Here is a 24,998-nt window from a genome sequence, read left to right on the forward strand (position 1 = left end):
GAGTCGCCCCGGCGATCCACCCGCGCCCTTCCCTCACCGACGCCGCGTCATGCCCCAGCCCACCTTCCTGCGCCCCGAACAACTGAGCACGCGCTTCCAGGCCCTGGACCTGTTCCTGCGCCAGCACGAACACCTCTGGAAACCCCGCCCGTTCACCGCCCTGCACTTGCCATGGGAATCCCAGCACCCCGAGCTGGCCCAGTGGCTGCGCACCCGCACCCTGGATGACGCCGAAGCCGCGCAGCAGCACCCCGAACGACTGCCCGCCCCAGCGCCCTTCCCGCAACTGGCCCACGAGGCCGTGCAGTTGTCCGCCCTCGGCGAGCTGCCGCGCAGCGAGCTGCACGCGCCCGGCCACCGCCTGGACGTCCACGTGCCCGGCCGCAAGTGGCAGCAGATCGAAGCCTTCGGCAGCCACCTCAGCTTCGGTCAGCCCGCCCAGCACTGGCTCGACTGGTGCGCAGGCAAAGGCCACCTGGGCCGACGCCTGCTGCAACCCGGCCAGCACCTCACCTGCCTGGAGTACGATCCAGCGCTGGTGACGGCGGGCCAGACACTCAGCGATCACCACCGACTCGCGGCCCAGCATGTGCAGCAAGACGTACTGGCCCCCGGCAGCGCCGACCATCTGCACCCGGACAGCAGCGTCGTGGCCCTGCACGCCTGCGGCGACCTGCACGTGCACCTGCTGCAACTGGCCAGCGCCCAAGGCTGCCGCCAGATCGCCGTGGCCCCGTGCTGCTACAACCGCATCCAGGCACCGCAGTATCAACCGCTGTCCCTCGCCGCCCAGGCCTCCCCGCTGCACCTGGGCCTCGACGACCTCGGCCTGCCCCTGAGCGAAACCGTCACCTCCGGCGCCCGCGCCCGTCGCCAGCGCGACCGCTCCATGGCCCGGCGCCTGGGCTTCGACCTGTTGCAGCGTCAGCAACGCCAGACCGACGACTACCTGCCAACCCCCTCGTTGCCCACGGCCTGGCTGGAAAAATCCTTCGAAACCTACTGCCGCGACCTCGCCGCCCTGCGCGACGTGCCGCTGACCGGCAATCCCGACTGGACCGCCCTGCAAGCCGCAGGCTGGCAACGCCTGGCCGAAGTGCGCAACCTCGAAGCGCTGCGCAACCTGTTCCGCCGCCCACTGGAACTCTGGTTGGTGCTCGACCGCGCGTTGTTCCTGCAGGAACAAGGCTACGACGTCAGACTCGGCATCTTCTGCGACTACCCCCTGACGCCCCGCAATCTGCTCCTGTTAGGCGAACGAAAATAGCGGAGCAACCTGTGGATAAGTCTGTGAACAAGCTTTTGATGAATCTCTCCGTTCATCTCTAACCCGCGACGTTTTGCCTCTTTGCTTATTCCACATCGCTGATCTAACACCAGCAAAAACAGGCCTTTGCGCAAAGACCAACGGACTGTCATAAATCCTTGCCTTTCCCCCAAGCTGTGCTTCGCGCTTGTGAATAAGCCCCGCGCCTAGCGCTCACGACACCACCCCACACGCCGCGAAAAACCTGCACGGCAGCCCCCGCCATCTCAGCCCCTCGCCCGAGTCAAACAAGAACCCCATCACACCCACCACACCTCACCCTACCCACTGCCCCACGCAACCCGTTAAAATCCCGCCCGCGCCCACCCACCTGCGCATCCGCCCACCCGGATAGCTTGATGAACGGATCTCGACTCGTGAAACAGACCACACCCCTCACCTTCCTGGCCCTCGCCCTGGCCCTCGGCGGCTGCACGCCCAACAGCGCCTCCACCCCGAAAACCGCCAACCTCGGCTGGGAAACCCCTGCCATGCAGCTCGGCGGCGACCGCGGCCTGCCCCTGCAAGCAGACGCCCCGTGCCGCAAGCGCGGCTGCGACAATCACAAGCTGTTTTTCAACCCAGCCGAACCCGAGCCGAACGTCACCAGCATCCATCGCGGCTGGTAGGATTTTCTTCTTTCGCGGCGGTGACTTAGGTGATTGCGAGCGAATTGCAAGGAAGTGGTTTACAGCAGCCCGGCAATCGCTATAATGACGCCCCTGTGCCGGTATAGCTCAGATGGTAGAGCAACTGACTTGTAATCAGTAGGTCCCGGGTTCGATTCCTGGTGCCGGCACCATATAAGGTTTCGGAGAAGGCTGTTTAAATCTCTGGAACACACGGAAAACCCGCCTTTTGGCGGGTTTTTTCGTTTTGGTGATCCGTTGGGCTTGGAGGGCAGCCAGCGCTGGCAACGGTCTAGTTCTATGCCAAAGGTATGCCCGAAGCTCGCACACTAGTCCCGCTGATAGACACCACTTGCCGCATGGCCAAGCCCTGAACGCGCGGGTAGACGCGCTTCGACGGCAATAGCCTCTCCCAGCCCAAGTAACACGCTCGGTTCAATGCCAAAAGCACGGCCATCCATCGCCGTTAAGGCAACTGCCCCACCCAATTCCAAAAAGCCAGCACAGAACCCTGTGGGAGCGGGCTTGCCCCGCGATCTGCCGCAAAGCGGCAGCAAAGCCTGAGTCCACGGCGTCTTTGGCACCATTGAATATCAGGCAAACAAGCGCTGAGCCCACCATCGCCCGGCAACCTCACCTCTCAAAACTTTTCGCACAGAGCCCAATACCCACGCCATGATTAACGACTACCCCTTCAGAGGTGTTGCACTCGACTGGCATTCCAACATGGCGCCCAAATAGCTGCCCGACCACGCCAAGACATCCTCCAGACCGGCCACCTCATGCGGCTTCTGACTACCGTGATGAAACGCGGCACCATAGAAACTGCACTCAACATCTATAACTACCTGCAAAGCATCCCGCGTGAAGCCAAACGGCTGCGACTGATCATAGCGCCCCCGGCTCACCACCTCGATGGCTTGATCAAGACACCACATCTTGAACCGCCCCTATCGCAACTCCCAGTGCAATTGGCATGCACCGAGGACTACAGAGGCTACCCGCTCACGTGCCTCATCGTGATGCTGTACGTACTCGTGCACTCCAGCGAACCGCGCTTCATCCGTTGGAACGAGTTCCACCTCAAGCGCGGCGTCTGGGAGATCCCCGGCAGCCGCCCAGCGCTCGACGGCTCTCCGTTCTCCACAGGGGACATGAAGGTGGCCGAGGACATCCACGTTGTACCCTTAATCTCCGCAGACAGTGACCTCGCGTGAGCAGAACCACACGATCACCGTCAATTTCGAGCTGGTGTTCCCTGAAGATGCCAAACCGTGGAAACCGATGTCCGAAAACACGGTGAATGCCGCGCTCAGGACGATGGGCTACGACACCAAGGTGGATATCTGCGGCCACGGGCTGCGAGCCATGGCGTGCAGGGCGGTGGTGGAGTTCGGGCTGTGGTCGGAGACGGCTATCGAGCGGCAGATGAGTCACAAGGAACGCAACAACGTGCGCGCCGCCTATACCCACAAGGCCGAGTTCCTCGAAGAGCGCCGGATGATCATGACTTGGTGGAGCCGGTTTCTGGAAGCGAACCGCGAGGACCATGTGACGCCGCATGAGTTTGCCAAGCAGACGGGCGAGAACGTCACGCGGCTTCGCAGTGCCAAAAGGACCGAGTAGCCCGCCGCACCACCACCTCAACTCGCAGTGAAGTTACCCACAGCACCGCATGAAGCTCCTCCGCGCGGGTCCTTTCAAACGGGGCTGCAAAGCCGCCCCGTTTGAAAGGACCATACCTAAGAAAAAACTGCTGGCACAGCGTACGTCTGTGGAAAACCACTGATGTCCACCGGGGGATAGTTTTATCCACAGGTGCTAAATTCCTGAAATCGCTTTGCTTGACGAACATTGTCCACAGGCGTAGACCGGGAGTTGCAAGCGCTGTCGATGACAGCACCCCAGGTGACCCGAACCTTAAAGGTCACGCCGCTCCCGCGGTGGTTCTCCCCAAGGGCGATTCGCATCCGGCAGCTCGCCCGGTCACTACCCATGTGATGGATGCTCTTACACATATAGCGCTCGTGCGCCAGATGCACCGTACCTCGCTGCCCTGCAGCAACCTATCCGCTTGGCCGCATATTGCGCCAACCTGTGCCCGTCTCTTTCTTCTGGAAAGAGACGGGCACTTCTACCACTGCTGCAGCCCTGATCGCACAAGGCTTTGCGGCATTCCCCCTCGTGACATCGGCGTGACAAACGCCGATGTCACCAGCAACAGCCATGTAGATGATGGTGCCGCAGACCACGGAATGGACTGCACCCGACTGACAGTCAGGCATGCCCCGGTCATCGCATTGCTGCTTGCACATGGCTCAGGATCTCGCGGCGCTGGTCTCGTCAGCCAATGCAGCCTCCACCCGCCCACCGGTAACGGTGCTCAGGAGGCCAGATCATGAGATGCCCTTGCTCCCGGACGTAAGGAGCCGCCAGTCCCGCGAAGAGGACATTCCCCACAGGCCGCAGGGGCCTTGATCCCTGATAACACCCAGCATTCTTGGCGGGATGACGTGGGGCGAGGATCGGAGAGCGGAAGATGAGGTGACCGACATGGCATTGGTGGGTAGACGCAATGGCCGCAATTTCGGCTACGGCAGGCAACTAAGTTATGCAGGGCCGCAGGCGTTGAGAGACATGTTCGGCGGCGGCCACTACGGCACGGTCAAGGCGCACAGTGATCGCTGGCAGGCATTCGTGAAGTGGTGCCGCTCCGAACAGGGGCCCGGTATCAATGATGCGCGGCAGATTGATCGAAAGGTATTGGCCGACTACGCGGCGTATCTGCGCGACATTGTTAAGCGCGGTGATCTCGCCGTCAGTACCGCGCAAAACCGACTATCCAGCGTTAACAGGACCATGGCAGCGCTTCGCGGTGATCAGCATGTGAAACTGCCAAGTCCGAACAAGGCGTTGGGTATGCAGCGCAGCGGAGTTCGCCAATCGGCTCCGCAAGGCCAAGACCGCGAACAGGTTAAGCAGATTGTCGATGTGCTTTGCCGCGATCATCAGCTACGGGTCGCTGCAATCGTTCTATTGGCGCGAGCCACCGGCATGCGCTTGCGTGAGGCCATCCTAGCCGACTTGCCACGGCTGAGCCGTGAGGCTAACGACCTAGGCAGGATCAACATCCAGGATGGCACCAAAGGCGGCCGAGCTGGCGCCTCAGCGCCAAGATGGATTGCGGTGGACCACCATGTTCAAGACGCGCTTGGGTTTGCACGGCAGGTGTCGCCTGCGAATAGCCGCAACCTGATTGCGCCAGACGGAAGCTATCTGAATGTTCTGCAGGAAATCATCCGCCCAGCGCGGGACGTCCTGCATGCACACAAGCTCAAAGGCTTCCATGAGCTACGAGCAGCGTATGCATGTGAACGCTATGAGCAAATCACCCAACACCCCGCGCCTATCAACGGCGGTCAGTGTTGCCAGGTAGATAGGAACATTGATCGTGAGGCCCGGAGGCAAATCAGCTATGAGCTGGGGCACGGACGGATCGATGTGGTCGCTGCCTACATTGGAGGACGGACATGAGCAAGCCATTCGATATGGAGTTGTTCTTGACTGGCGTGCTGAGCGGGTCGCACGCGACACGGCAACGCCACTTGCGGCAGGCGAAAGTCATTCAGGCTGACATTGCAGAGCGCTGGCAGCGAGAGACGCCTTGGGGTTGGCAGAGAAAGCATGTAGCTTGGTTCCTGGAACACCACATGCGCCACCGCAAGGAGGCTACACGGTATTACTACATGCTGACGGTCCAGCTGCTCGCTCGACGCCTAGGAAAGCCATGGGTTTTCTATCTCTGAGCTTGCGTAAAAGCTCACAAGACCACTTAACTTTACGGCAGGCTGCTATGTCCATTCCTACAGAAAATTACGAAACTATTTTTAAACAATACTCGGCAGCTTTGAGATGGATGGAGGCGCTTGGCATAAAACTGGGTCCGGGAAGAACATCTCATTACGAAAGAATCATCGGTTACTGGAAAGATGCGTACAAAAACGCAACTGTACATGAAGGGCAAAAAATATTTCCAGACTTTGTCAGCTCAATGTTTGAAGTATTTGAATTTGTGAACATTCACAAAGCCTTTCATAACCTCCCGAACCATGAGGTGAAAGCTATCGTTGAGAAACTTCAAAAAGGTGTGAATGGTCCGGTCAACGCTACAAGCGAGACACCAGAATCTTCCGCTGCTCGAAACTTTCTTTTTGAGGCTGCGGTTGCAGCAAAGGCACATCGTCCTGATAGAGGTGTTGAGGCTATACTCGACGCAAGGTCCGATACAGGAATCAGTATTGGCAGCAAAAAAATATGGATTGAATGCAAACGTGTCACAACCGTCGAAAAAATTGAGAGCAATGTTCGAAAAGCTTCAAGTCAGCTAGAGAGAATCTTTGCAGATGAGGTAGGCTCTGGTCATCGTGGGATAGTCGCATTAGATGTTTCCAAAATTCTAAATCGTGGCGACTCGATTTTCATGACTAGTAACGATAGTACGTTACTAACATCAGTGAATCAGCTAATGGATGATTTCATTAAGGAACACTATCACATTTGGGAGCGAATTTACGAAAGAAGAAATAAGAATATCATAGGAACGATCATAAAGTTCTCATTCATGGCTACTTCGGAAGCCAGGAACCTGATTGTACATACTTCACAATGGGCAATAAGTCCGCGCTTAGGCATCGCTAAGAGTGACGAGCAAATTCAGCGACAACTTGTTGCCGAGCTCGCGACCACGCAGTGAGATGATCACCTAAACCCGACTTAAAAGAAACGCGAAGGGGGGCTGAGTGAATTTCCCCTCGAAAAATAGTTGATACTAAACGACCAACTTGGTAGAGGGTGGGCAAACACGTAAGCACGGTTTGGGAAACCTGCATTACTACGTAAATTTTGCCAAGTCTTGTCTAGCCATCAGATCAAAACGTTGCTTAGAAACTTGTCTTTGTTCGGGCAGCAAACCTGCTTTAACTGCCCCCCAGAAAAAGATGGAAAATATACTTTCTCGACACACCCTAATCGAAAACAAATAAATTCTGCCCTTTCTCCAAAGTCCCAAGCATTATAAGCTTCCCGAGGCGCATCATCCAAACAGAAATATCAGATATAAAAGCCAAACTATTCCGCAGGCACTGATTGTATAAATTCGTCTATCACCGCCAAAGCAATCACACTATCCACAACGCGAAGCTTACTTCCCAGAGCCTTCCGACATACATCAATGGCACGCAACTGTAAAATCTCTAGCTCATCATCACAAACTTGCTTTCTTTTTTTAGTGGCATCCAACCGCCTTCTACGCCCCAGTTCATGCGGCTCAACTTTTATAAAAAAAGCAGTATCCAAATTTAGCTCTTGCAAGATGCGAACATCGACATCTGTAACAGATGACTCGCTCTCTATTATTGAATGCAACTCAATCAAAGTATTTTCATGTATCCTCTTGAAATTCGAATAGGCCATTACCAATGAATCTTGATTTGAAGAGATTATACGCCCTTCTAATTTCTCGTACTCAATCACCCCCCCATAGTCTTTAATTAGTTTCGAGGCCGATATAGCTACGTAGTTAATATTTTCGCGAGCCAAGCACTTAGCTACGGTTGTTTTCCCCGCCCCGGCCAACCCAAAAATCCCTACGTGCATTTGTTAACCTCAATAAATTCTGCGACTCCAGAACTCGCATAAGCAAAGGATTGCGGGGCATGAAACCCTAGTTTTTTCAATTCCGCCAATGGAATCCTATTACTATAATGCTTTACCTCTCGCAAGAAAATTACGTACCCAAAGGACTTGCCGAAGTAATACTTATCAAACTCCCTTTCAGCTATGCACGCGGCAGATAGATACTGATCTTTTATGTACTCAACCGATAACCTGGACACCTTATTTATAACAGCTTCCCCAGTAATTGACTTAGCTGGAGCGCTCTCATATATATACATCCTCGCGCCCGAAACGAACTCATTACCAACGATTTTTCTTAACTCCAAAGCTTTCGCCCCAGAATATATTTCTTTACAAAACTTCGGCTTTATACTAATAATTATGTTTTTCATGATGAAAAGGGCGTAGTGAGATGGCTAAAAGCTTAGCCTTTTGGGTCGAAGGCAGCAAGCCCGTAGAGAACATCAAGCCAGATGTTGAGTTGCACTTCAACTACTGGTCTCTTTCCGGGAAATCCGAAACCGTAATCGACTATTTAGATGTCGGTGTAAAATTTTCGGGACTAGAAACCTTTGACGCAATTAAAATCTTCATCCCATTCCATGTCACCGAACAAAACTACGCCGCTAACTTAGGCAGAGCTGTTTGCAACACCCCAACCCTAATCTCGGCAATTTTCAACACTCGCGTTAAAGAAACGCTATTAGATGGCGAAAGAATGGATATAACCTTCCGGCACGAGAAGGAATCCAAACTCCGCTTTCATTGCCAAATCGAGGTTGGACCACATGGCGAAGGCGTAACGCTTAACAGACTCAACAGAGAGGGCGACGGAACAACGTTGTCTTTCCCCTTAGTGCTATTTAAAAAAGAAAAGGAACCCTCCCTAGAGAGCATTCCACACTACTTCAGATTTCGAATAAAAATGAGCGCTGAAGACAAGAAGGTAATTTCTCAGCTATCTAAACAAAAAGACTCGAAGCTTCTCAGTCGGTTTGACTCCACAGAAATTGTCGACTTCAGAGTCAACGAAATCAGAAATCTCCCCGCGCAAATTCGATCAAAATTAGAATATGACTCGTTTATTTCTAGCGTTCACTTTTTTTTAATCCGGGAAACTAACTCAGAGCATAAGCTTTCACACACTGAATTTAAACGTTGCCGCGTATTAGAAAAAGATCTTTGGGAGACATACCTCAAAGAGAACAATGAAGAAATCAATCTTCCTGAGCAGATGCTTATTTACCACTGGAGAGAGCAATCCAAGAGGGATTCCGATGGAGAACTGCTTGAGCACCTTGAAAACTTTTCCGCCTTTGCGAAATTCTCTAAAACCGTTATAACTCGCGCAACCATATTTTGGTTCATTATCTCCGTTTTAGTGCTTGGTGCAAGCTCCGGCATTATAGGCAATTATATTTATTCATACTTAACCAGTAGCAATCAGCCGGTTGTATGCGCTGAGAAAAGCTCAGATTCAGAAGACTCAAAAAAGTCGAATTTGACGGACGCCAGATAGCCAGCTATAATACGCGTGCTTGTGCTTGTATAGCAACTAAAGGAAAATGTCGTGCTAGCTATAATTTCGAAGGCCACCGCTGACTTTGAAATAATTGAAAGTGATCTTCACTTCAAAAAGATTGCTGCATCACTTTCCGATGTTGTTTCCTATTACCCTGAATTTAAAAGCTGGCTTTACTTTACTTTCCGGGCCGGTATTTTCGTGGGTGAGCGGAAAATTCTCGTCGCTCACTCTGATGGAGATATTGCAGGTTTAGCGCTCCTGAAAAACTCCAGCAGCGAGAAAAAAATCTGTACGTTCTACGTTCTTCCAGAATACCGAGAGGATGGTATTGGCCGGAGTCTTATGCACGAAGCGATGCAAACTCTAGGTCATAGTGATATCGGCATTTCTGTTTCTGAAGAAAGGAATAGTGAGCTGAGCCCTCTGCTTCGCTCATGCGGATTCTCGCTTACTTCGGTAATGCCGGGGCATTATAGAAGCGAAAAATCTGAATTTTTCTATAATTTATAAAAAAGCGCCACACCCAGTTTCGAGAGGCTATCCCTTATAGGGGTAGCCTTACACTTGTAAATATCACACTCCCTCAAGCCTGTAGCACACGCCTCACATATAGTGATTCGCATTTTCCGCAAAATACTCTTCTAACCTCTATGTTATATCTACTACGAAGCGAATGATTGATATATCACCTCGGAGCCGATAAAAGTCGTAAAGGATATTTTTAGAGATAGCGGAGAGCGGCAGCTCAGAAAAAATTATGTTGAACAACAAGTTAAATCTGAGTTCGACTCCTGGTGCCCCAGCATTTTAGCTGCCACAGACTAAACCCCTCCCGTCATGTCCCGAATCCCCTAAAAACAACAATGCCGGTCACTAGGACCGGCATGCCGAAAAACATTTAAACACCCCTCACCCAAATCACCTCAAAAATTCGTACTCACCGTCAACGACAAACTCCGCGGATCCCCATAGATTGCCCCCGCGTAGAACCCGTAGCGGGTGTAGTACCGCTTGTCGAACAGGTTATCGGCATTGAGGCTGACACTGGTGTCGTCGGTCACCTGATACTTGGCCATGGCGTTCCAGATCGCATAACCCGACCAGTTCACGTCAGTGGCGCTGCGGCTTACGCCATTGGTCGGCTGCCCCGCCGGGGTGGACAGTGCGCGGATGTTGGTCTGCGCCGTGACGCCGGCGCCCAGGGTCAGGCGGTCCAGCGGGCCGGACAGGCGATAGGTGGTGGAGGCCTTGAACAGGTGCGACGGGTCGCTGCGGCCGTCGCTGTCGAGGCGGCGGAAGTGCAGGTAGGTGTAGCCGCCGTAGACGTTCCAGTTTTCGGTCAGGGCGCCGGCCAGTTCCAGGTCGATGCCGTCGGTTTCCTGGCCGGAGCCGGCCTTGTAGGCCGTGGCGCCGGTCGGGGTGAGCAGGTCGCCTTCGGTGACCGCCTTGTTTTCCTGCTTGGTGCGGAAGTACGCCGCCGAGGCGTTGAGGCGACCGTCGAACCAGGCGGCCTTCAGGCCGGTTTCGTAGCTCTGGCCACGGATCGGCTCGACCTTGCTGCCGCTGGCGGTTTCCTGGGTCTGTGGATTGAAGATATCGGTATAGCTGGCGTACATCGAGTAGGTGTCGTTCAGGTCATACACCGCGCCCAGGTAGGGAGTGACGATGCCATTGTTCTGCTGGTTGCTGCGCACGCCGCCGACGCTGCGTGTGGTCGAGGAATAGTCGGTCACGCGGGCGCCGAGAATGACCGACAGCGGATCGGTGATGCTCAGCCGGGTGGCGGCGTACATGCCCTGCAAACGCGTAGTGGTCTTGCTGTGGCGGCCGGTTTGCGAGGCGAGCATGTTGTAGTCGCTGTCCACGCCGTTGAGCCAGTTGCTCAACGGGAAGCCGTTGTTGGCGCGGAACTGACAGCCCAGCGCCGGCGCGCTGACGCGGTTGGCGCTGGTCAGGGTGCAGGTGTACTCCGGCGACCAGGCCACGGTGCGGCTGTCGTTGTAGCCGACCATCGCCTGATGGGTGCGGCCCAGCAGTTGGAACGGGCCGGAGAGGTCGATCTGCGCCGATTGCTGGGTGGTGTCGCTGGAGCTGTGCAAACCATTGAGCACGGCGCCGCTGCCGTCCTGGTCCCAGTAGCCGCCGTACACCCCGCGTCCCGATGAGTTGACCTTGGCCAGGCCGCGATGGTTGAGCGCATCGGTGGTGCTCTGGGCGCCTTTGAGGTCCAGGGTCCAGTCGTTGTCGAAGCGGTGCTGCAGCGAGCCGAAGGTGGTGCGGGTGACGTATTCGCCGAAGCTCCAGCTCGGCACCACGTTGCTGCTGCGCGGCAGGTGGGTCTTGCTGCCGTCGCCGTACCAGATCGGGATGTTCGCGCCCCAGCCGCCGCCGACCACCTTGTTGTATTCGTACTGGTAGCCGGCGCCGAGGGTGGTGGCGTCGTCCAGATCGAACTCGAAGTTGGCCAAGGCGGCGCGGGCGCGCTGGGATTCGTTGTCGCGGAACGAGTTGGCGTCCTGCTGGGTGACCACGAAGCGCGAGCGTAGGCGGCCGTCTTCGGACAGCGGAACGTTGAGGTCGGCGCCCAGGCGCCGTTTGTCCCAACTGCCGTAGGTGGCGTAGGCGCTGCCACCGAAGGTGCGGGTCGGGGCCTTGCGAATCAGGTTCACGGTGGCCGACGGGTCGCCCGTACCGCCGAGCAGGCCGTTGGCGCCGCGAACGATGTCGATGCGCTCGTACAAGTCGAGGTTCAGGGCGTTACCGCTGCCGCTGAAGTCCGAGCCGCCCGGAAACTGCAGGCCGTCGAGTTTCCAGTTAGTGATGGCGTAGCCACGGGCGCGGAAGTCGGTACGCCCGCCCACTTCCATTTTGCTGACGCTGATCCCCGGCGCCGTCTCCAACGCCTGCTCGATGCTGTGCACATCGCGGTCGTCCATTTGCTGACGGGTGATCGTGGTCACCGACTGCGGGGTCTGGCGTGGGGTAAGATCGAGCCCGGTGGAGCTGCGTGTGCTCTCGACCGTGTAGCCAAGCTGCCCGGTAGCGTCGGCGCTGGGCAGCGCGCTGTCCTCGATGCTGGTCGCGCTCAGTTCGATGGGCTGGCCGTCGGCGGCGTAAGCACTGGTGCACAGGCTGAAGGCAACGCACAGGGCGAGCGGCGAGAGACGACTGCCGCCACGGCTTGAGCGTGCGCAATCGCTGGAAAGTTTCAGGGGATTCATTTGGGAAGGTTTCGTATTCGCAGATGGTTTTTGCTACGATTCTAGGGATGTGCCCTCCGGGCTCCATGCCCGACATGTACGGGGATGTAATGGAACGTAACGGCGCGCCAGCGCGCGCCACACAGGTGCCCCCGCAATGAGCACGACCCTGCTGGTCGTCGACGACGACGACGAGATCCGCGAACTTCTCTGCGATTACCTGGCAGATGCCGGCTACCACGTGCTGGCTGCCGCCGACGGCGAGCGCATGCGCGAGCAACTGGCGCAACACAAGGTCGAGCTGGTGGTGCTCGACCTGATGCTGCCCGGCGAAGACGGCCTGAGCCTGTGCCGTTACCTGCAAACCCAACCGGGCCTGGCGGTGATCATGCTCTCGGCCAAGGGCAGCACCCTGGACCGCATCATCGGCCTGGAAGTGGGCGCCGACGACTACCTGGCCAAGCCCTTCGAGCCGCGCGAGCTGGTGGCACGGATCAAGGCGGTGCTACGCCGCCCCCAGCGCCTGGACGCCCCTGCCGAAGAACAGGCCCAGTCTCTGCAGCGCTTCGCCGGCTTCAGCCTCGACCACATCAAGCGCCTGCTCACCCTCCCCGACGGCCACACCCTGAACCTGCCCCGCTCCGACTACCGCGTGCTGCGCGAACTGCTGGACGCCAACGACCGTGTGGTGTCGCGCGATCACCTGACCCGCAGCGCCTTCGGCCGCGACCACCTGCCCGACGACCGCTCGGTGGACATGTGCATCAGCCGCCTGCGCCAGCAACTGCGCCGTGGCGCCGAGGGCAGCGCGCAGATCCTCACCATCCGCAACGAAGGCTACCTGCTCAGCATCGCCCAGAGGCCGGGCGTCTAAGGTGCGCCTGCTGCGCCGGTTGTGGCCCCGTACCCTGTTCGGCCAACTGCTGCTGATCATGATCAGCGGCACGCTGCTGGTGCAGTTGGTGTCCAGCAGCATCTGGTTCGACGTGCGCTTCGCCCAGGTGTTCGAAGCGCCGGTGCGGCTGATCGCGGCGCGTAGCGCGCCGTTGATCGCCCAGGCCGATTGCCACGCCACACCGCCGCGTATCCCTGCCCGTTATCACCTGCGCTGCGCCGAATCACTGCCCTCGCCACAGGCCGACGACCCGCACAGCCGCCACCGCATCGAGCTGCTGCTCAATCAGGCCCTGAGCTACGAACTCGGTCACGCGCTCAAGGCGCGCGTGCTCAAACTGCAGCTCACCGACGAACTGGGCCGACCGGTGCTGTGGCGCAGCCTGTTCGGCCTGCGCATCGCCCAGGCGCACTTGCAGTTCGCCGTACCGCTGGAGGACGGCCACTGGTTGCTGGTCGATGGCGAAGAGTTGCAGGGCTGGAGCGGTGAGTCGGCCTGGGTGCTGATCAGCGACTACCTGCTGCGGGTCTATGCCCTGCGCATTCTGGCCGTGCTGCTGGTGTGCCTGGTGGCGGTGCGCCTGTGCCTGCGCCCGCTGCGGCGCCTGGCCGACGCCGCGCTGGGCCTGGGCCGCAACCTCGAGCAGCCGCCACTGCCGCTGGAAGGCCCGGAGGAAGTGCGCCAGGCCGCCCAGGCGTTCAATGCCATGCAGCAGCGGCTGATCGCCATGGTCAACGACAAGGCCTACTTCCTCGCCGCCGTGTCCCACGACTTGCGCACCCCACTCACGCGCATGCGGCTGCGCCTGGAACGACTCGAGGACGGAGAGCACAAGGTACGGCTGCAGCAGAACATCGCGCAGATGGACGCGATGATCGGCCAGGTCCTCGATTACCTGCATGCCGGGGAGCAGCAGAATCTGCAAGAGGTCGATCTGGATCGGCTGGTGGCGCGGGTGTGCGCCGATTTGGCCAGCGCCGAGGAACCGCTGCCGGTGCAGGGCAGTGTCGGCAAGGTGCGCGTCGATGCGTTGCTGATGCAGCGCTGCCTGCAGAACCTGCTGGTCAATGCGCTGCGCTATGGGCGCCAGGTGACGCTGCGACTGGACGCTGACTCGACACACATCCGCCTCCACGTCGAAGACCGCGGCCCCGGTATCGACCCGGCATTGCTGGCGACCGTCACCGACCCCTTCGTCCGTGGCGAGACCTCGCGCAACCACCGCTCCGGCGGCTACGGCCTGGGCCTGAGCATCGCCCAGCGCATCGCCGCCAGCCATGGCGGCGCGTTGCATCTGGAGAATCGGGAGGGCGGCGGACTGGTGGTGACGGTGACGGTGGCTCGGTGATTCAGGGTTTGCGTGCGGCGCGGCGCTGCTCGCGGTAGTGCGCCAGGCCTCGGCGCATTTCGCGGTAGCGGCGAGTGTTGAATACCAGCAAGGCAACCAAAATAAGCAGCACGATCGCTATCAAGGAGCCTCTGAACGAGGTGTATGCATAGCAGGGAGCCACCGCGACCATACCTGCGGCCAATACCGCCAACATGACCCATGCACCCCAATAGCGGCCTCGCACGATAGCGATGTGTGATCCTGCAACAATCAGAGCAATGCCCAACGTCACAGCGAAGGAGAACGTCCCATCTCCCTCAAAATCGCGAAGGTAGGTGGCGAATGTCAGCGACACTACGCCACTCAAGCTCACGCAGGACAATAGAAAGCCCAGAATGAACATCGGAAAATAACGGCGCATGAACGAAGACCGTTCAGAGTCGGGCGATGGATTTTCGTTGTGTGACTTAGTGCTCATGGTTTCGGGGTACGCCCTTTTGAATCTCGCCCCGCACGCTCCTGCCTACGCTTGGCTCGATACTCCGCCAACACGATCCGCATCTGCCGATAAGTGCGGCTATTGAGCACCAACAAGCCAAGCAACGCTGCGATCAGAATGCTTGTGAAGACCATTTTGTGAGGTCCGTAGGCATAGGTCGGAATCAGAAATGCAATTGATCCGATACACAGCCCAGCGACCCACCATGCCCCCCAGTAGAAGCCTCGAACTACCGCAGCATGCGCCGTGGAAAGTGCCAGGATCAAAACGGCGAGACTCGCAGGGTAGGCGATCTCCCGAGTGCATTCGCGGCAGTACGAACTCCATACCATTGAAAAGGTGCCCGCCATAGCAAAGAGGGACAGAAAGTAGGCGGCTAGAAAGATCAGCAGATACCGATCGAGAAATCTTTGCAGCTCAGGATCACGGCTCATTCGCCGAACTCCTCGTAAAGCCCCAGCGCGATACTTTGAGCTTGGCCTTGGACAGTGCTGCTGCCGACGAAGCCCAGGGATGCACCGATCGAATCCTTGATCAGCGTCTGGGTGGCGTGCTTGATTTCGGTCGGCGTGTATCGCTTGGTGAGGGCGCCCGTCCTCTGCTTCAACTTGATTTGCTTGGTAGCTTTGGAGGCGGATATGAGGGTGGCGCGGTCCATACGCATGGCCGGGTTCTCTCGAGTTGCACAAAACCGCTCTGCGTCATGCGCGGGAGCGGCGGACCGATGATAACTGCGGTGCGGTGATTCAGGGTTTGCGTGCGGCGCGCCGCTGTTCGCGGAGATGCGCCAGGCCTCGGCGCATTTCGCGATGCCGCGAGCTGTTCAACACCAGAACCGCCAGCAACGGCATCGCCGTCACAATGATCAAGAGAATTGGGCTCAACCCCGTGCCTACGAGGCTCAAGGCCATCAGCCAAGTGAGTGCCAGCGATAACAGCACGACCCATATCGCCCAGCCCAAGCCGCGAATCATCGCGAAGTGACCTACACACAGCAGCAGTGATAGCACACCACACGTCAGCAGGGTGTAGAGGGAATTATCCGGGTGGTCGCGCCAATGATTATCGACCCACAGCGCAACCGCCAAGACCATCGATAGGATCGAAACGAACAGCCCCGTCAGGAAGATGGGAAAGTACTGCCGCATGAATGCTTGGAAAGCGCTGAAGTTCATCATCAGTCGATTTCCTCGTAGAGCCCCACGGCAATGCTCTGTACCGTCGAACTTCCCGCCAGGCCGAACGATGCGCCCAGCGAGTCGCGCAACAGTGTCTGGGTCGCGTGGTTGATCTGGGTGGGTGTATATCGCTTGGTCATGGTCCCGGCGGCCTGCTGCAACTTGAGCTGCTTGGGCGTCAGTGACGGGTGCTTGATCGAGAGCAACTCATCGGTCAACGCCTTGCGCTGCTGACGGCTGAGAGATCTGGTCAATTCAAACCAACTGCGGCCCGTCGCAGCCTTGTGAACCTGAAGGTATTTGAGAGTGGTCAGGCCGGAAGCCCCTACCCCCATGAGCGAGACCGCATCGAGCACCGTGGAAGTCGCCTGATACCACTTACTGTCGTCCATTGCGTCATTGGCTGCAGGATTAGTGACCTCACGCACCGTACGTACTCCGCCAATGAGGCACTGGGCCGTGCTCGCCGTGGCTGCCGCTCCCCCGATGTACGTCAGCACCAAGCTGGTGCCTGCTGTGAAGGGTGCCGCAATGGTGCCACTGAAAACCACCCACCAGCCGATGATTGCACCTGCGCAAGACAGCGTCGTGTTGACCGCCTCCTTCACCACGCGTGTTTCTCGCGGATTGTTCTGTAGCTGCTCTGTGTACTGTGCAGGTGTCTGGTACTTGTTGATCTCACGAAGAATCACGCGCTTGGGCTTGATGCTGCAAATCGGCTGGAATTCACGCAGGGTGATGACGTTGTAATCGGCATCTACGTAAACCACCCCAGCCCCCACGATGCGCGGATCCGCATCGATGGCAGCGAACATTTGCGGCAGATTGATACGTGACTGAAGACGCTGCCGCGCCATGAATTGCGAAGAGTTGGCCAGTTGATTGACCAGAAGATCCGTCATTGAAAGCGTCCCCGTTCAACACGCAGCGCAACGCCTGAAACCTCGGCGCTGCACCCGACGCGCCACCGGTCGCACGGGGCGGACCGGCGTCGCGAAAAGGGGCGCGCAGCGCCCCATGGCATCCCATCAAACGTTCGGGCAAGGCACCGGTGCCCAGTCGCCCATGTCCGGGTTGCGGCACATGCTGTTGACCTGATCGGTACCAGCCTTGGCTACTTGCTGGGCCTGGGCCTTCTTGCTGCTGGCGTTCTGCAGGGTCTTCTCGGTGGTTACGGCTTCGCTCGGCACGGTGCTGCTGGCCTTGGACGAGGCTTTCTTGCCAGCCGCTTTGCCGGTGGCCTTCGGCGGCTCGACCGCAGCGACCACTTGCGAGCGCTGCACGCCCACTTGCTTGAGGTCTTGCTCGTAGGCCTGGGTGTAGTTGTTCAGGTTCTCACCCAGACGACCGTTCACGGCGGTCAGCAGGTTGTTCGATTCCTGCAGGCCCGAGACGATCTCGGCCAGGCGCTTGCGGCCTTCGGTGTCGTTGATGCGGTTGGCCTTGCGGTTCTGGATCAGGCTGGCGAACTCGCGCTGGTAGCACGACTGCGAGGCCTTGGCGTACTGGGTGGTGCGGTCCAGGTCGGCGGCGCTCTTGTCGATGTCGGCGGCGTAGGAGGCGATGCGCTGCTTGTCGTCGCTGATCTGCTTCTGACGCTCGGTGTAGTACCCCGCCGCGCCGCCTACCAAGGCACCGCCGGCCGCGCCGATGGCGGCGTTACGGCCACGCTTGTCGCCATCGACCATGGCACCGGTCAGGGCACCGCCGACAGCCCCCAGCAGCGCGCCGGTGGCGACCGAACGGGTCATGTCACCGTCGGTGGAGCGCAGGTGCTGCACCGGCTCGTAGCAGTTGGGGTAGTACTCCACCTTGGTGCTGGCGCCCACCTTGGACACCGGCGAGCCGGCGCAGCCGGTCAGCAGCACGGTGCTGAAGCCGGCGGCGAGCAGCAGGGCAGTTCGAGCCTTGGAAGCGGAGATCAGGGAGGTGCGGTTCATGCGCATGGTCGGGTTCTCTCTCGGGTTGTGCAAATCCGGCCAGCGTCATGCCGGCCGGAGGTTGGGCAAAGGGTTCAGGGTCGTGGAGCGGCCGAGGCCAGCAGCTCCTTGAGAATCGTCGCCGGGTCGGCCCGTCGGTTCTGGCGGTATTCGCCGACGTGGCGAACGAACAGGGTCGCGCGCGCCTCCAGGCTTCGGCCCAGTACCGGCTTGCGCTCCAGTTCCTGCTTGACCTGCTGGAACTGCGCCTGGATCACCGCATCGGTGTAGCGCGTGCCGCTGGCCAGGTTGTCGATGTAGATCGCCAGCGCACCGTCCAGCGCGCTGCGACCGTTGGCGATGGCCGCGCCGTACAGCTTGGCGCTGGTCTGGTCGCCCGCCGCCTGGGCCTTGGCCTGGGTGTTCTGCAGGTTGGTCAGGCGGATGTTGTAGTTGTTGATGGTCTCGGCCACCAAAGCGGCGGACTGGATCAGGTTGCCGGCCGCTTCCTCGCGCTGGCGGGCGATCAGCGAGACATTGCGTTTGAGTTCTTCGTTGACCAGGCCCAGCTCGGCTTGCAGGCGCGGATCGCCGGAGCCGGCGATGATGCTGTCCAGGCGTTGGGTCGGGTCGGCGGCGGCGTCGATGTCATCGGTCAGGCCCGCCAATCGGCCTTCCTTCTGCCACTGCTCGAACAGTTCCTGATAGCGCGAACGCGGCGCCGACAGCGCACCGATGGCGACCCGGAAGCCGGTGGTCTCGTTGCGCTGCTCGGTGCCGTCGGCGCCGAACAGCGGGTACTCGCGGCGCATGCCGGTGAACAGTGTGGTTTCGCCTTCGAGGTAGTTGCCGCCCTTGACCACGAAGCCGCCATAGGCACCCTGGCGACGCCCGGCATGCACCAACTGGAACGACTCCTGGACCATCTCGGCGGCATTGCCGATCACATCGAACAGCCCCAGCGGATTCGGCAGCTTGGTACCGATCGGCATCAGCCGCGCCGCCTGGCCGGTGCCGCCGGCCACTTGGTTGTACACCGCCCAGTCGGCAAGCGGCCCCTCGCTGTCGCTGCCCTCGACCTGACGCGGGAACAACCGACCGTCGAGCTGCTGGCGGCTGACCGCCGAGCCGCCACGGGCCGCGAATTCCCATTCCACTTCGGTGGGCAGGCGCACGAAGCCGATGCCGCCGTCCTCGGCCTTGCTGCCCCGGCCACTGACCGGCAGCAGGTCGCGGTGATGCTTCATCAACCAGGCGCTGTACACCGCCGCGAAGCGCTCGGCCTCGAAGCGCGACAACTTGACCTTGGGCAGGCGCCCGGCCGCTTCGGTGACCGGCTCGCAGGTCGGCGCCGCCTCGCCACTGGCCAGCGACTGGGCCTGGGCCATCACCTGCGCGTACTGCCGCGCGGTGACTTCGTATTTGCCGATGAAGTACATCATCGGTTTGAGCGGGCTGCCGGCCTCGACCTTGGGCAGGCTGCCGGCGATCTGTTTCTGCCAGTCGGACGACAGGTCCTTCACGCTGAACTGACCGTTGATGAAGTCGCGGCGATAGCCGGAGATGAACGACTGCTTGTAGCCCGCCTCGCCCTCGCTGAAGGGATAGCCCAGGTTGACCTCGCGGTCGTCGAGGCTGCCTTGGGCCAGTACGTAGACGTGGCGGAAGACGATTTCACCGCCGCACGGCAGCGGCAGGCTGACGTCGTCCGGCAGCGGCTTGGGGTTGTCGAGCTTGCTCAGGGCTGCGGGGTCGGGCGTGGCCGCAGCGGCGCTGGAGGAGGATTTGGGCTTGTCGTCGCCATCGGCGGGGGAGCAGGCGCCCAGCGCCATCGCGGCCACGACCAGGGACAGCACCTTCAGCAGCGCGGGGGCCGCTGCGGTTGATTTACACATCACGAATTCCTTGCGAAGCGTCGATCCGCGCCACTCGCCAGCCGCCCAGTACGGCGGCGGCGGTGCTGGCCGAGAGCACGGCCAGCAGTGCGACGAGATAGTGCATGGGCAGCAGATGCGCGGCGTATTCACCCGGCACCTGCATGAACAATCGGTTCAGGCCTTGCTCGGCCAGCAGGTACAACAGCGTCGCCAGCAACACCGCCAGCAACCCGCTGTACAAGGCCTGCAACACCACGAACAGCAACAACGCGGCAGTGCCCAGGCCCAGCAGGCGCAGCACCGCCAGTTCGCGCTGCTTGCGCTGCACCGCCGCCACCGCACCCGCCGCCGTGGCCGCTACGGCGCCGGCCACCGCCAGGCTGGCGATGATCCAGAACACCAGGTCCAGGTTGCGGCCCAGCGACTGCACCTGGGCGATCTGCGCGGCCTGGGTCGACACCAGCAGCTTGCGCTCGGCGAAAAAGCGCCGCAGCGGCTCCACATCGTCGAGCGTGCGGGCGTAGAGGCGAAACGCTGGATAGACCCGCGCCGCAGCCGCCACCGCGTCCGGCGCCTCGCCGCTCCAGCCCAGCGCAGGCACCGCGCGGCCGTCGCGGTAGTCTTCGGCTGCCTCCAGCAACGCCAGCGAGGCAAACAGGCCGTCGCGCTCGAAGGCCGCCAGCGGCAGCACCGCACGCACATGCAACGGCGTCTGCCGCCACTGCACATCGCCGCCCTGCTGGCGATTGAAACTGCCCAGCAGACGATCGCCCGCCCGCGCGCCAAGCTTTTCTGCAGCGGTGAAGCTCAGCACCACATCGCGCAGATCGGCGGGGTCCGGTGCCACCGCGCCATCGAGCAGCGGATCGCCCGCTGCGGTGGGCAGCATCTCGACCGTCACCCCGCGCCCCTGCGCCGGCAGCAACAGCTCGGCGGTGGCAGCGATCTGCCGGGTGCGCGGGATGGCGAAGGCCACGTCGGAGCGCGCTGCCAGGCGCGCGATGAACTCGGCGCTAAAGCGCCCGCCGCCCAGCGCGATGATTTCGCGCACACCGGGGTCGCGTTGCAGGCGCTCGGTCAGGCTGCCGATCAAACCGAACTTCAGACCGAACAGCACCAGCAGCGGCGCAATTACCGCTACCAGCGCCAGCACCGCGCAGGCCGACAGCCGCGCGTCGGTGCGATAGTCCTGCCAGGCCAGCCTGGCGATCAGCAACGGGCGCATCAGGCGGCCTGCTCCAGGGTGGTGGTGACGCCGCCATCGGCATCGCGGTGGCACTGCATGCGCAGCACCCGCAGCCCGGCGTTGCGCGCCAGCGTCTCGTCGTGGGTGGCGATCACGCAGGTCACCCGGTGCGCCTCGGCCTGGCGCAGCAGCAACTGCATCACCCGCTCGGCGTTGAGCGGATCGAGCGCCGCCGTCGGCTCGTCGGCCAGCAACAGCGTCGGTGCATGGACCAGAGCGCGGGCACAGCTGACCCGCTGACGCTGGCCCAGGGAGAGATCTGCCGGCCGCTTGTCCAACTGATCGCTGACGTCCAGCGCCGCCGCCAGACGCTCCACGCCACCGTCATCGGCCAGGCCGAGCAATTGGCGCGGCAGGCGAATGTTGCCGCGCACATCGAGAAACCCGAGCAGGCCACCCGCTTGCAGCACATAGCCCAGATGGCGGCTGCGCAGCGCCGCCAGGCGATCGAGCTGGCGCGCCCGCCATAACCCGGCGATGTCCTGCGCGGCACCGTCCAGTTCGAGACTGAAACGCTCGGCAGCGTCCGGCGCCAGCACCAGCGCCAGCAGGTCGAGCAAGGTGCTCTTGCCGCAGCCGCTGGGGCCGACCAGCGCCACCTGCGCACCGGCCGCCAGATGCAGCTCGCCGATCTCCAGGCTGTAGCGCTGGGCACCCTGCCCGCGCGTTTTGCGCACCCCCTGCACGTTGATCATCACGGCAGCGTCGACAGTGGGACACGGTACAAGGCGTCGCCCGGCTCGGCCTTGCCGAAACGCACCCAGTTAGCCATGTCGTTGTGGAAGGTTTCGTAGAGGCGAATCTTCGACTCCAGCTCGTCGATGAAGTCTTCCTGCTCGGCCACCGACAGCGACAGCCACAGGTCCTGGGTCATGCTCAACGACTTGCTGCGATACGGCAGGCCTTCGAGGTACTCGCCGAGCACGCCACCCTGGGCCAGGTTGGCGCCCTTGCTCAGTGCACTCGGGTCGCGGCTCATGTAGGCGCTGGCGCTGGCGATCTCGTTGAAGAAGTCGCCCGGCGAGCTGCGGGTCTTGCGCGCGGCATCGACGATCAGCTTGAGCGATTGCTGCAGGTCGTTGAGCTGCAGCTTGGTGAGCATCACGCACACCTGCAGGGTCGGCAGCGCCGGGTTGGTCAGGTCGCGGTCGGCGGTCCAGGCGCTGACCAGTTGCGGCGCCTGGCTGGCGCTGCGCCGGCCGAGGAAGTCCATGTGCATGGCGTAGCCCACCGCCTGGGTCTTGGCCGCCAGGCTGGAACCGGCGCCCAGCATCGGCACCGGCTGCGGCTGCTGGCTGCGGACCTGATGCACCAGGTCTGCGAAGGTCGAACCAATTTCCCGCACCCGTTCGCCGAAGGCATTCACCTCACCGCCCGGCACGCCCACGTAGAGATCGCCAATGCGCGGGTTGCTGTCGGCGGTGAGCACGCGGTACTGCTGCTCGGCCGAGCCGTGGTTCTTGATCCCGGCGGGCGTGCGCAGGTGCAGCGCGTAGATCTTGATCTGCTTGCTCAACGCTGCCTGACGGACTTCGGCTTCGTTCATCTGCGTGCTGCTTTGCGGATCGCTCTTGCGCAGCGCGCCCGCGTCGGTGACCAACAGCACGATGCGTCCGCCATAGCCGGACCAGTCCATGCCCTCGACCGCCTGCATCACGCCGGCAAAGGCGTCCTCGTTGAACGACTGGCTGGACACCGTGGTGGCCTTTACCTGTGAAGCCGCTTTGAGGAAGCGTGCAGGATCGCGCCCTTCATCCAGGGTCACCAAGGTCTTGCTCAGGTATTCCAGGCCCGGCGTGCGCTTGATGCTGTTGCGAAAGCCCACCAGGCCGAAGCTGACGCTGTCCAGTTCGCCGCGCTCGGCCAACTGCGCCTGCAGCTCGCTGACCACCTGGCGCACGCGGTCGATGTAGGGCTGCATCGACACCGAGGTGTCCACCACCAGCACGATGCCGGTACGGAAGTTGTTGTCGGCTGCGCCCGTGGCAGGCGCCTGGGACGCTTTGGCGGCCTCGCCAGACGCGCCCGCACCGGGATCGATCGAGGCGATATTGAGCAACTGCGCAGGTTGTCCGTCGGCGTCGAAGCTCTCGCGGTAGTCGAAGATCGGCATCAGGTAGAACTGGTCTTGCGGCACGGCGTTGGCGGTAGGCTCCAGCGCCAGCACCTCGGGCGCCTGGGCCGGATCGTTCTGCGCCTGGAGCAATTGCGCGCGGGCGCGGTTGCTGTCGTCGAGCAACTGCTGCACGTCGTCGGGCTGACGCATGAACATCACCGGCGCGCGGCCGGAGCGTTCGGTGAACTTGAGCACCAGGCTCTGCTTCCAGTCACTGGTCTGCTCGGCGGCGAGCCAGCCTTCACGCTGCCCGTCGCTGGCAGCACCGACCTGCACCCAGGACTGACCGTCGACGTCCTTGCGCTGGTAGACGTAGAGCACCGAGAACGCCGGCAGCGGCTCGCCCGCCTGACCTCCAGGACTGTCGGCCAGACGCGCACCAGGCTTGGTCAGCACGCGTTGGAACAGCGTCTTCTTGCCGGGCATGAGCAGCGGACGCTGATCGTCCGTGGCGGCTGTCGCCAGAGGCGGCGGTGTCTGAGCGTGAGACGGTGTCTGCACCCCCGGCGGTTCGACGGCAGGCTCGTCACCGCCACTGAACAGCCAGTAGCCACCGGCAGCCAGCCCTAGCGCCGCCGCGATGGCCACAGCAAGCAGGGCGACCGCAGGCTTTTTTCTCGCAGCCTTGGACGGCGCGGGCGTGGGCTGGGGCTGGAGAGGTGGCGGTTTGATCGGCTCTGGGCGCGCAGCGGCCTGGGGAATGTCGATGGAGACCGGGGTCAATCCGCCCAACGCCGGCGCTGGCGCGGACACCGAGTCCGGCCCAATGCTCGCCACGGGCATGAACACCGTGCTGTCGCCCTCGGCGGGCAGACGGTCCAACGCCACCAATAGCGCGTCGGCATCGGCGAAGCGTGCAGTAGGATCCTTGGCCAGCAAGCCGTGCAGGATGTCCTGATAACGGCCGTGCTCGATGGGCAGTTCCGGCAGCGGTTCGGTCAGGTGCGCCAGCGCCGTGGACAGCGCGTCGACACCGTTGTACGGCAGCTTGCCGACGAGGATTTCGTACAGCACCACGCCCAGCGCGTAGAGGTCGGCGCGCCCGTCGATCTCGAGCCCGCGCGCCTGCTCCGGGCTCATGTAGCTGGGCGTGCCGATGGCGAAGCCGGCCTGGGTGAACTGGGTGTGGTCATCCAGCGACTTGGCGATGCCGAAGTCCGACAGCACGGCAGTGCCGTCGGCGCGGAACAGGATGTTGGCCGGTTTCACATCGCGGTGCACCAGGCCCTGGGCATGGGCATAGCCCAGCGCCTGGGCCATCTGCCGCACGTAGACCAGCCCCTGTTCGGCGCTCAAACCCGCCGCGATGCGCTCCTTGAGCGTGCCGGCCGGCAGGTACTCCATGGCCATGTAGTACAGCTCGCCGACATTGCCGATGTCGTGGATGGTGGCGATGTTCGGATGCGCCAGGCGCGCCAGGGTGCGGCCTTCGCGCAGGAAGCGCTCGCAGAAGGTCGGATCGGCCGCCAGGCTGGCCGCCATCACCTTCAGCGCCACCTTGCGTTGCAGCGAACGCTGGGTGGCCAGGTAGACGCTGGCCATGGCGCCCTGGCCAATTTCGCCGTCGATGTCGAAACCGGGGATCTGCATGTCGATGTCGTT

22 protein-coding genes, 1 tRNA gene and 1 pseudogene are annotated in these 24,998 nt (G+C 60.8%); 11 read left to right on the forward strand and 13 right to left on the reverse strand.

Annotation, left to right across the window (positions count from 1 at the left end):
• Window positions 1–49: 49 nt before the first annotated feature.
• The 7 genes and pseudogenes from Q6A47_RS05655 to Q6A47_RS05685 all read left to right on the forward strand — a co-directional run bounded on the left by Q6A47_RS05655 (window position 50) and on the right by Q6A47_RS05685 (window position 6,688).
• Window positions 50–1,267: a methyltransferase gene (locus tag Q6A47_RS05655; protein ID WP_304483448.1), complete on the forward strand. Its 1,218-nt coding sequence runs from the start codon at window positions 50–52 to the stop codon at window positions 1,265–1,267.
• Between the two features lie 416 nt (window positions 1,268–1,683).
• Entirely contained in the window at window positions 1,684–1,935 is a 252-nt protein-coding gene (locus Q6A47_RS05660; protein ID WP_039582662.1) for a hypothetical protein, read from the forward strand.
• A gap of 97 nt (window positions 1,936–2,032) precedes the next feature.
• Window positions 2,033–2,108, forward strand: a tRNA-Thr gene (locus Q6A47_RS05665).
• A 478-nt stretch (window positions 2,109–2,586) separates the two neighbouring features.
• A pseudogene (locus Q6A47_RS05670) lies at window positions 2,587–3,561 on the forward strand (tyrosine-type recombinase/integrase); the annotation flags it as partial.
• Between the two features lie 927 nt (window positions 3,562–4,488).
• Entirely contained in the window at window positions 4,489–5,469 is a 981-nt protein-coding gene (locus Q6A47_RS05675) for an integrase domain-containing protein (protein WP_304483517.1), read from the forward strand.
• Window positions 5,466–5,741 (forward strand): hypothetical protein, encoded by a 276-nt coding sequence (locus Q6A47_RS05680; protein WP_304483451.1) that lies wholly within the window; start codon window positions 5,466–5,468, stop codon window positions 5,739–5,741. Before Q6A47_RS05675 ends, Q6A47_RS05680 begins: the two co-directional genes overlap by 4 nt.
• Entirely contained in the window at window positions 5,723–6,688 is a 966-nt protein-coding gene (locus Q6A47_RS05685; RefSeq protein WP_304483452.1) for a hypothetical protein, read from the forward strand. Before Q6A47_RS05680 ends, Q6A47_RS05685 begins: the two co-directional genes overlap by 19 nt.
• Before the next feature lie 374 nt (window positions 6,689–7,062).
• Here the strand turns inward: Q6A47_RS05685 and Q6A47_RS05690 are convergent, their stop codons facing one another.
• Complete coding sequence (locus Q6A47_RS05690; protein ID WP_304483453.1) at window positions 7,063–7,590, reverse strand: AAA family ATPase; 528 nt, start codon at window positions 7,588–7,590, stop codon at window positions 7,063–7,065.
• Window positions 7,581–8,003: a DUF365 domain-containing protein gene (locus Q6A47_RS23240; RefSeq protein WP_501985952.1), complete on the reverse strand. Its 423-nt coding sequence runs from the start codon at window positions 8,001–8,003 to the stop codon at window positions 7,581–7,583. The genes Q6A47_RS05690 and Q6A47_RS23240 overlap by 10 nt, the downstream gene beginning before the upstream one ends.
• A 20-nt stretch (window positions 8,004–8,023) precedes the next feature.
• Here Q6A47_RS23240 and Q6A47_RS05695 point away from each other — a divergent pair, with 20 nt between their 5' ends.
• Entirely contained in the window at window positions 8,024–9,130 is a 1,107-nt protein-coding gene (locus Q6A47_RS05695) for a hypothetical protein (protein ID WP_304483455.1), read from the forward strand.
• A 51-nt stretch (window positions 9,131–9,181) separates the two neighbouring features.
• Complete coding sequence (locus tag Q6A47_RS05700) at window positions 9,182–9,646, forward strand: GNAT family N-acetyltransferase (protein WP_304483457.1); 465 nt, start codon at window positions 9,182–9,184, stop codon at window positions 9,644–9,646.
• 413 nt (window positions 9,647–10,059) lie between these two features.
• On the opposite strand, the gene Q6A47_RS05705 is transcribed toward Q6A47_RS05700, so the two are convergent.
• Complete coding sequence (locus tag Q6A47_RS05705; RefSeq protein ID WP_304483459.1) at window positions 10,060–12,357, reverse strand: TonB-dependent siderophore receptor; 2,298 nt, start codon at window positions 12,355–12,357, stop codon at window positions 10,060–10,062.
• 136 nt (window positions 12,358–12,493) lie between these two features.
• On the opposite strand from Q6A47_RS05705, the gene Q6A47_RS05710 reads away from it, so the two are divergent.
• Window positions 12,494–13,210, forward strand: coding sequence for a response regulator (locus Q6A47_RS05710; RefSeq protein WP_029612677.1), 717 nt, complete (start codon window positions 12,494–12,496; stop codon window positions 13,208–13,210).
• A 1-nt stretch (window position 13,211) separates the two neighbouring features.
• Window positions 13,212–14,579 (forward strand): ATP-binding protein, encoded by a 1,368-nt coding sequence (locus tag Q6A47_RS05715; RefSeq protein ID WP_304483463.1) that lies wholly within the window; start codon window positions 13,212–13,214, stop codon window positions 14,577–14,579.
• A gap of 1 nt (window position 14,580) precedes the next feature.
• On the opposite strand, the gene Q6A47_RS05720 is transcribed toward Q6A47_RS05715, so the two are convergent.
• The 10 genes from Q6A47_RS05720 to Q6A47_RS05765 all read right to left on the reverse strand — a co-directional run bounded on the left by Q6A47_RS05720 (window position 14,581) and on the right by Q6A47_RS05765 (window position 24,992).
• Entirely contained in the window at window positions 14,581–14,982 is a 402-nt protein-coding gene (locus Q6A47_RS05720; protein ID WP_295486416.1) for a hypothetical protein, read from the reverse strand.
• Window positions 14,983–15,035: 53 nt separating this feature from the next.
• Entirely contained in the window at window positions 15,036–15,494 is a 459-nt protein-coding gene (locus Q6A47_RS05725; RefSeq protein WP_304483466.1) for a hypothetical protein, read from the reverse strand.
• On the reverse strand, window positions 15,491–15,724 hold the full coding sequence (locus Q6A47_RS05730) for a hypothetical protein (RefSeq protein WP_304483468.1): 234 nt from the start codon (window positions 15,722–15,724) through the stop codon (window positions 15,491–15,493). The genes Q6A47_RS05725 and Q6A47_RS05730 overlap by 4 nt, the downstream gene beginning before the upstream one ends.
• An 82-nt stretch (window positions 15,725–15,806) precedes the next feature.
• A complete protein-coding gene (locus Q6A47_RS05735) occupies window positions 15,807–16,238 on the reverse strand; it encodes a hypothetical protein (RefSeq protein WP_304483470.1) in 432 nt (143 codons plus the stop codon).
• On the reverse strand, window positions 16,238–17,140 hold the full coding sequence (ssp4, locus tag Q6A47_RS05740) for an Ssp4 family T6SS effector (RefSeq protein ID WP_039582649.1): 903 nt from the start codon (window positions 17,138–17,140) through the stop codon (window positions 16,238–16,240). Before ssp4 ends, Q6A47_RS05735 begins: the two co-directional genes overlap by 1 nt.
• A 126-nt stretch (window positions 17,141–17,266) precedes the next feature.
• Complete coding sequence (tagQ, locus tag Q6A47_RS05745; RefSeq protein WP_304483473.1) at window positions 17,267–18,184, reverse strand: type VI secretion system-associated lipoprotein TagQ; 918 nt, start codon at window positions 18,182–18,184, stop codon at window positions 17,267–17,269.
• A 68-nt stretch (window positions 18,185–18,252) separates the two neighbouring features.
• A complete protein-coding gene (locus Q6A47_RS05750; protein ID WP_369811419.1) occupies window positions 18,253–20,013 on the reverse strand; it encodes a formylglycine-generating enzyme family protein in 1,761 nt (586 codons plus the stop codon).
• Window positions 20,014–20,044: 31 nt separating this feature from the next.
• Window positions 20,045–21,259 carry an FtsX-like permease family protein gene (locus Q6A47_RS05755; RefSeq protein ID WP_304483476.1) on the reverse strand — a complete coding sequence of 405 codons (1,215 nt, stop codon included), beginning with the start codon at window positions 21,257–21,259 and terminating at the stop codon, window positions 20,045–20,047.
• Window positions 21,259–21,975, reverse strand: a complete 717-nt coding sequence (locus Q6A47_RS05760) for an ABC transporter ATP-binding protein (RefSeq protein WP_304483478.1) — start codon at window positions 21,973–21,975, stop codon at window positions 21,259–21,261. The genes Q6A47_RS05755 and Q6A47_RS05760 overlap by 1 nt, the downstream gene beginning before the upstream one ends.
• Window positions 21,975–24,992 carry a serine/threonine-protein kinase gene (locus Q6A47_RS05765; RefSeq protein ID WP_304483519.1) on the reverse strand — a complete coding sequence of 1,006 codons (3,018 nt, stop codon included), beginning with the start codon at window positions 24,990–24,992 and terminating at the stop codon, window positions 21,975–21,977. The genes Q6A47_RS05760 and Q6A47_RS05765 overlap by 1 nt, the downstream gene beginning before the upstream one ends.
• Window positions 24,993–24,998 lie beyond the last annotated feature (6 nt).

The organism is Pseudomonas boreofloridensis, assembly GCF_030580795.1.
In the GTDB taxonomy this organism is placed as follows: domain Bacteria; phylum Pseudomonadota; class Gammaproteobacteria; order Pseudomonadales; family Pseudomonadaceae; genus Aquipseudomonas; species Aquipseudomonas boreofloridensis.

What these genes read in the sequence shown, in the direction of transcription:
- Q6A47_RS05655 (WP_304483448.1), top strand. Translation starts at nt 50, where the DNA reads ATGCCCCAGCCCACCTTCCTGCGCCCCGAACAACTGAGCACGCGCTTC.
- Q6A47_RS05675 (WP_304483517.1), top strand. Translation starts at nt 4,489, where the DNA reads ATGGCATTGGTGGGTAGACGCAATGGCCGCAATTTCGGCTACGGCAGG.
- Q6A47_RS05680 (WP_304483451.1), top strand. Translation starts at nt 5,466, where the DNA reads ATGAGCAAGCCATTCGATATGGAGTTGTTCTTGACTGGCGTGCTGAGC.
- Q6A47_RS05685 (WP_304483452.1), top strand. Translation starts at nt 5,723, where the DNA reads ATGGGTTTTCTATCTCTGAGCTTGCGTAAAAGCTCACAAGACCACTTA.
- Q6A47_RS05690 (WP_304483453.1), bottom strand. Translation starts at nt 7,590, where the DNA reads ATGCACGTAGGGATTTTTGGGTTGGCCGGGGCGGGGAAAACAACCGTA.
- Q6A47_RS23240 (WP_501985952.1), bottom strand. Translation starts at nt 8,003, where the DNA reads ATGAAAAACATAATTATTAGTATAAAGCCGAAGTTTTGTAAAGAAATA.
- Q6A47_RS05695 (WP_304483455.1), top strand. Translation starts at nt 8,024, where the DNA reads ATGGCTAAAAGCTTAGCCTTTTGGGTCGAAGGCAGCAAGCCCGTAGAG.
- Q6A47_RS05705 (WP_304483459.1), bottom strand. Translation starts at nt 12,357, where the DNA reads ATGAATCCCCTGAAACTTTCCAGCGATTGCGCACGCTCAAGCCGTGGC.
- Q6A47_RS05710 (WP_029612677.1), top strand. Translation starts at nt 12,494, where the DNA reads ATGAGCACGACCCTGCTGGTCGTCGACGACGACGACGAGATCCGCGAA.
- Q6A47_RS05720 (WP_295486416.1), bottom strand. Translation starts at nt 14,982, where the DNA reads ATGCGCCGTTATTTTCCGATGTTCATTCTGGGCTTTCTATTGTCCTGC.
- Q6A47_RS05725 (WP_304483466.1), bottom strand. Translation starts at nt 15,494, where the DNA reads ATGAGCCGTGATCCTGAGCTGCAAAGATTTCTCGATCGGTATCTGCTG.
- Q6A47_RS05730 (WP_304483468.1), bottom strand. Translation starts at nt 15,724, where the DNA reads ATGCGTATGGACCGCGCCACCCTCATATCCGCCTCCAAAGCTACCAAG.
- Q6A47_RS05735 (WP_304483470.1), bottom strand. Translation starts at nt 16,238, where the DNA reads ATGATGAACTTCAGCGCTTTCCAAGCATTCATGCGGCAGTACTTTCCC.
- ssp4 (WP_039582649.1), bottom strand. Translation starts at nt 17,140, where the DNA reads ATGACGGATCTTCTGGTCAATCAACTGGCCAACTCTTCGCAATTCATG.
- tagQ (WP_304483473.1), bottom strand. Translation starts at nt 18,184, where the DNA reads ATGCGCATGAACCGCACCTCCCTGATCTCCGCTTCCAAGGCTCGAACT.
- Q6A47_RS05755 (WP_304483476.1), bottom strand. Translation starts at nt 21,259, where the DNA reads ATGCGCCCGTTGCTGATCGCCAGGCTGGCCTGGCAGGACTATCGCACC.
- Q6A47_RS05760 (WP_304483478.1), bottom strand. Translation starts at nt 21,975, where the DNA reads ATGATCAACGTGCAGGGGGTGCGCAAAACGCGCGGGCAGGGTGCCCAG.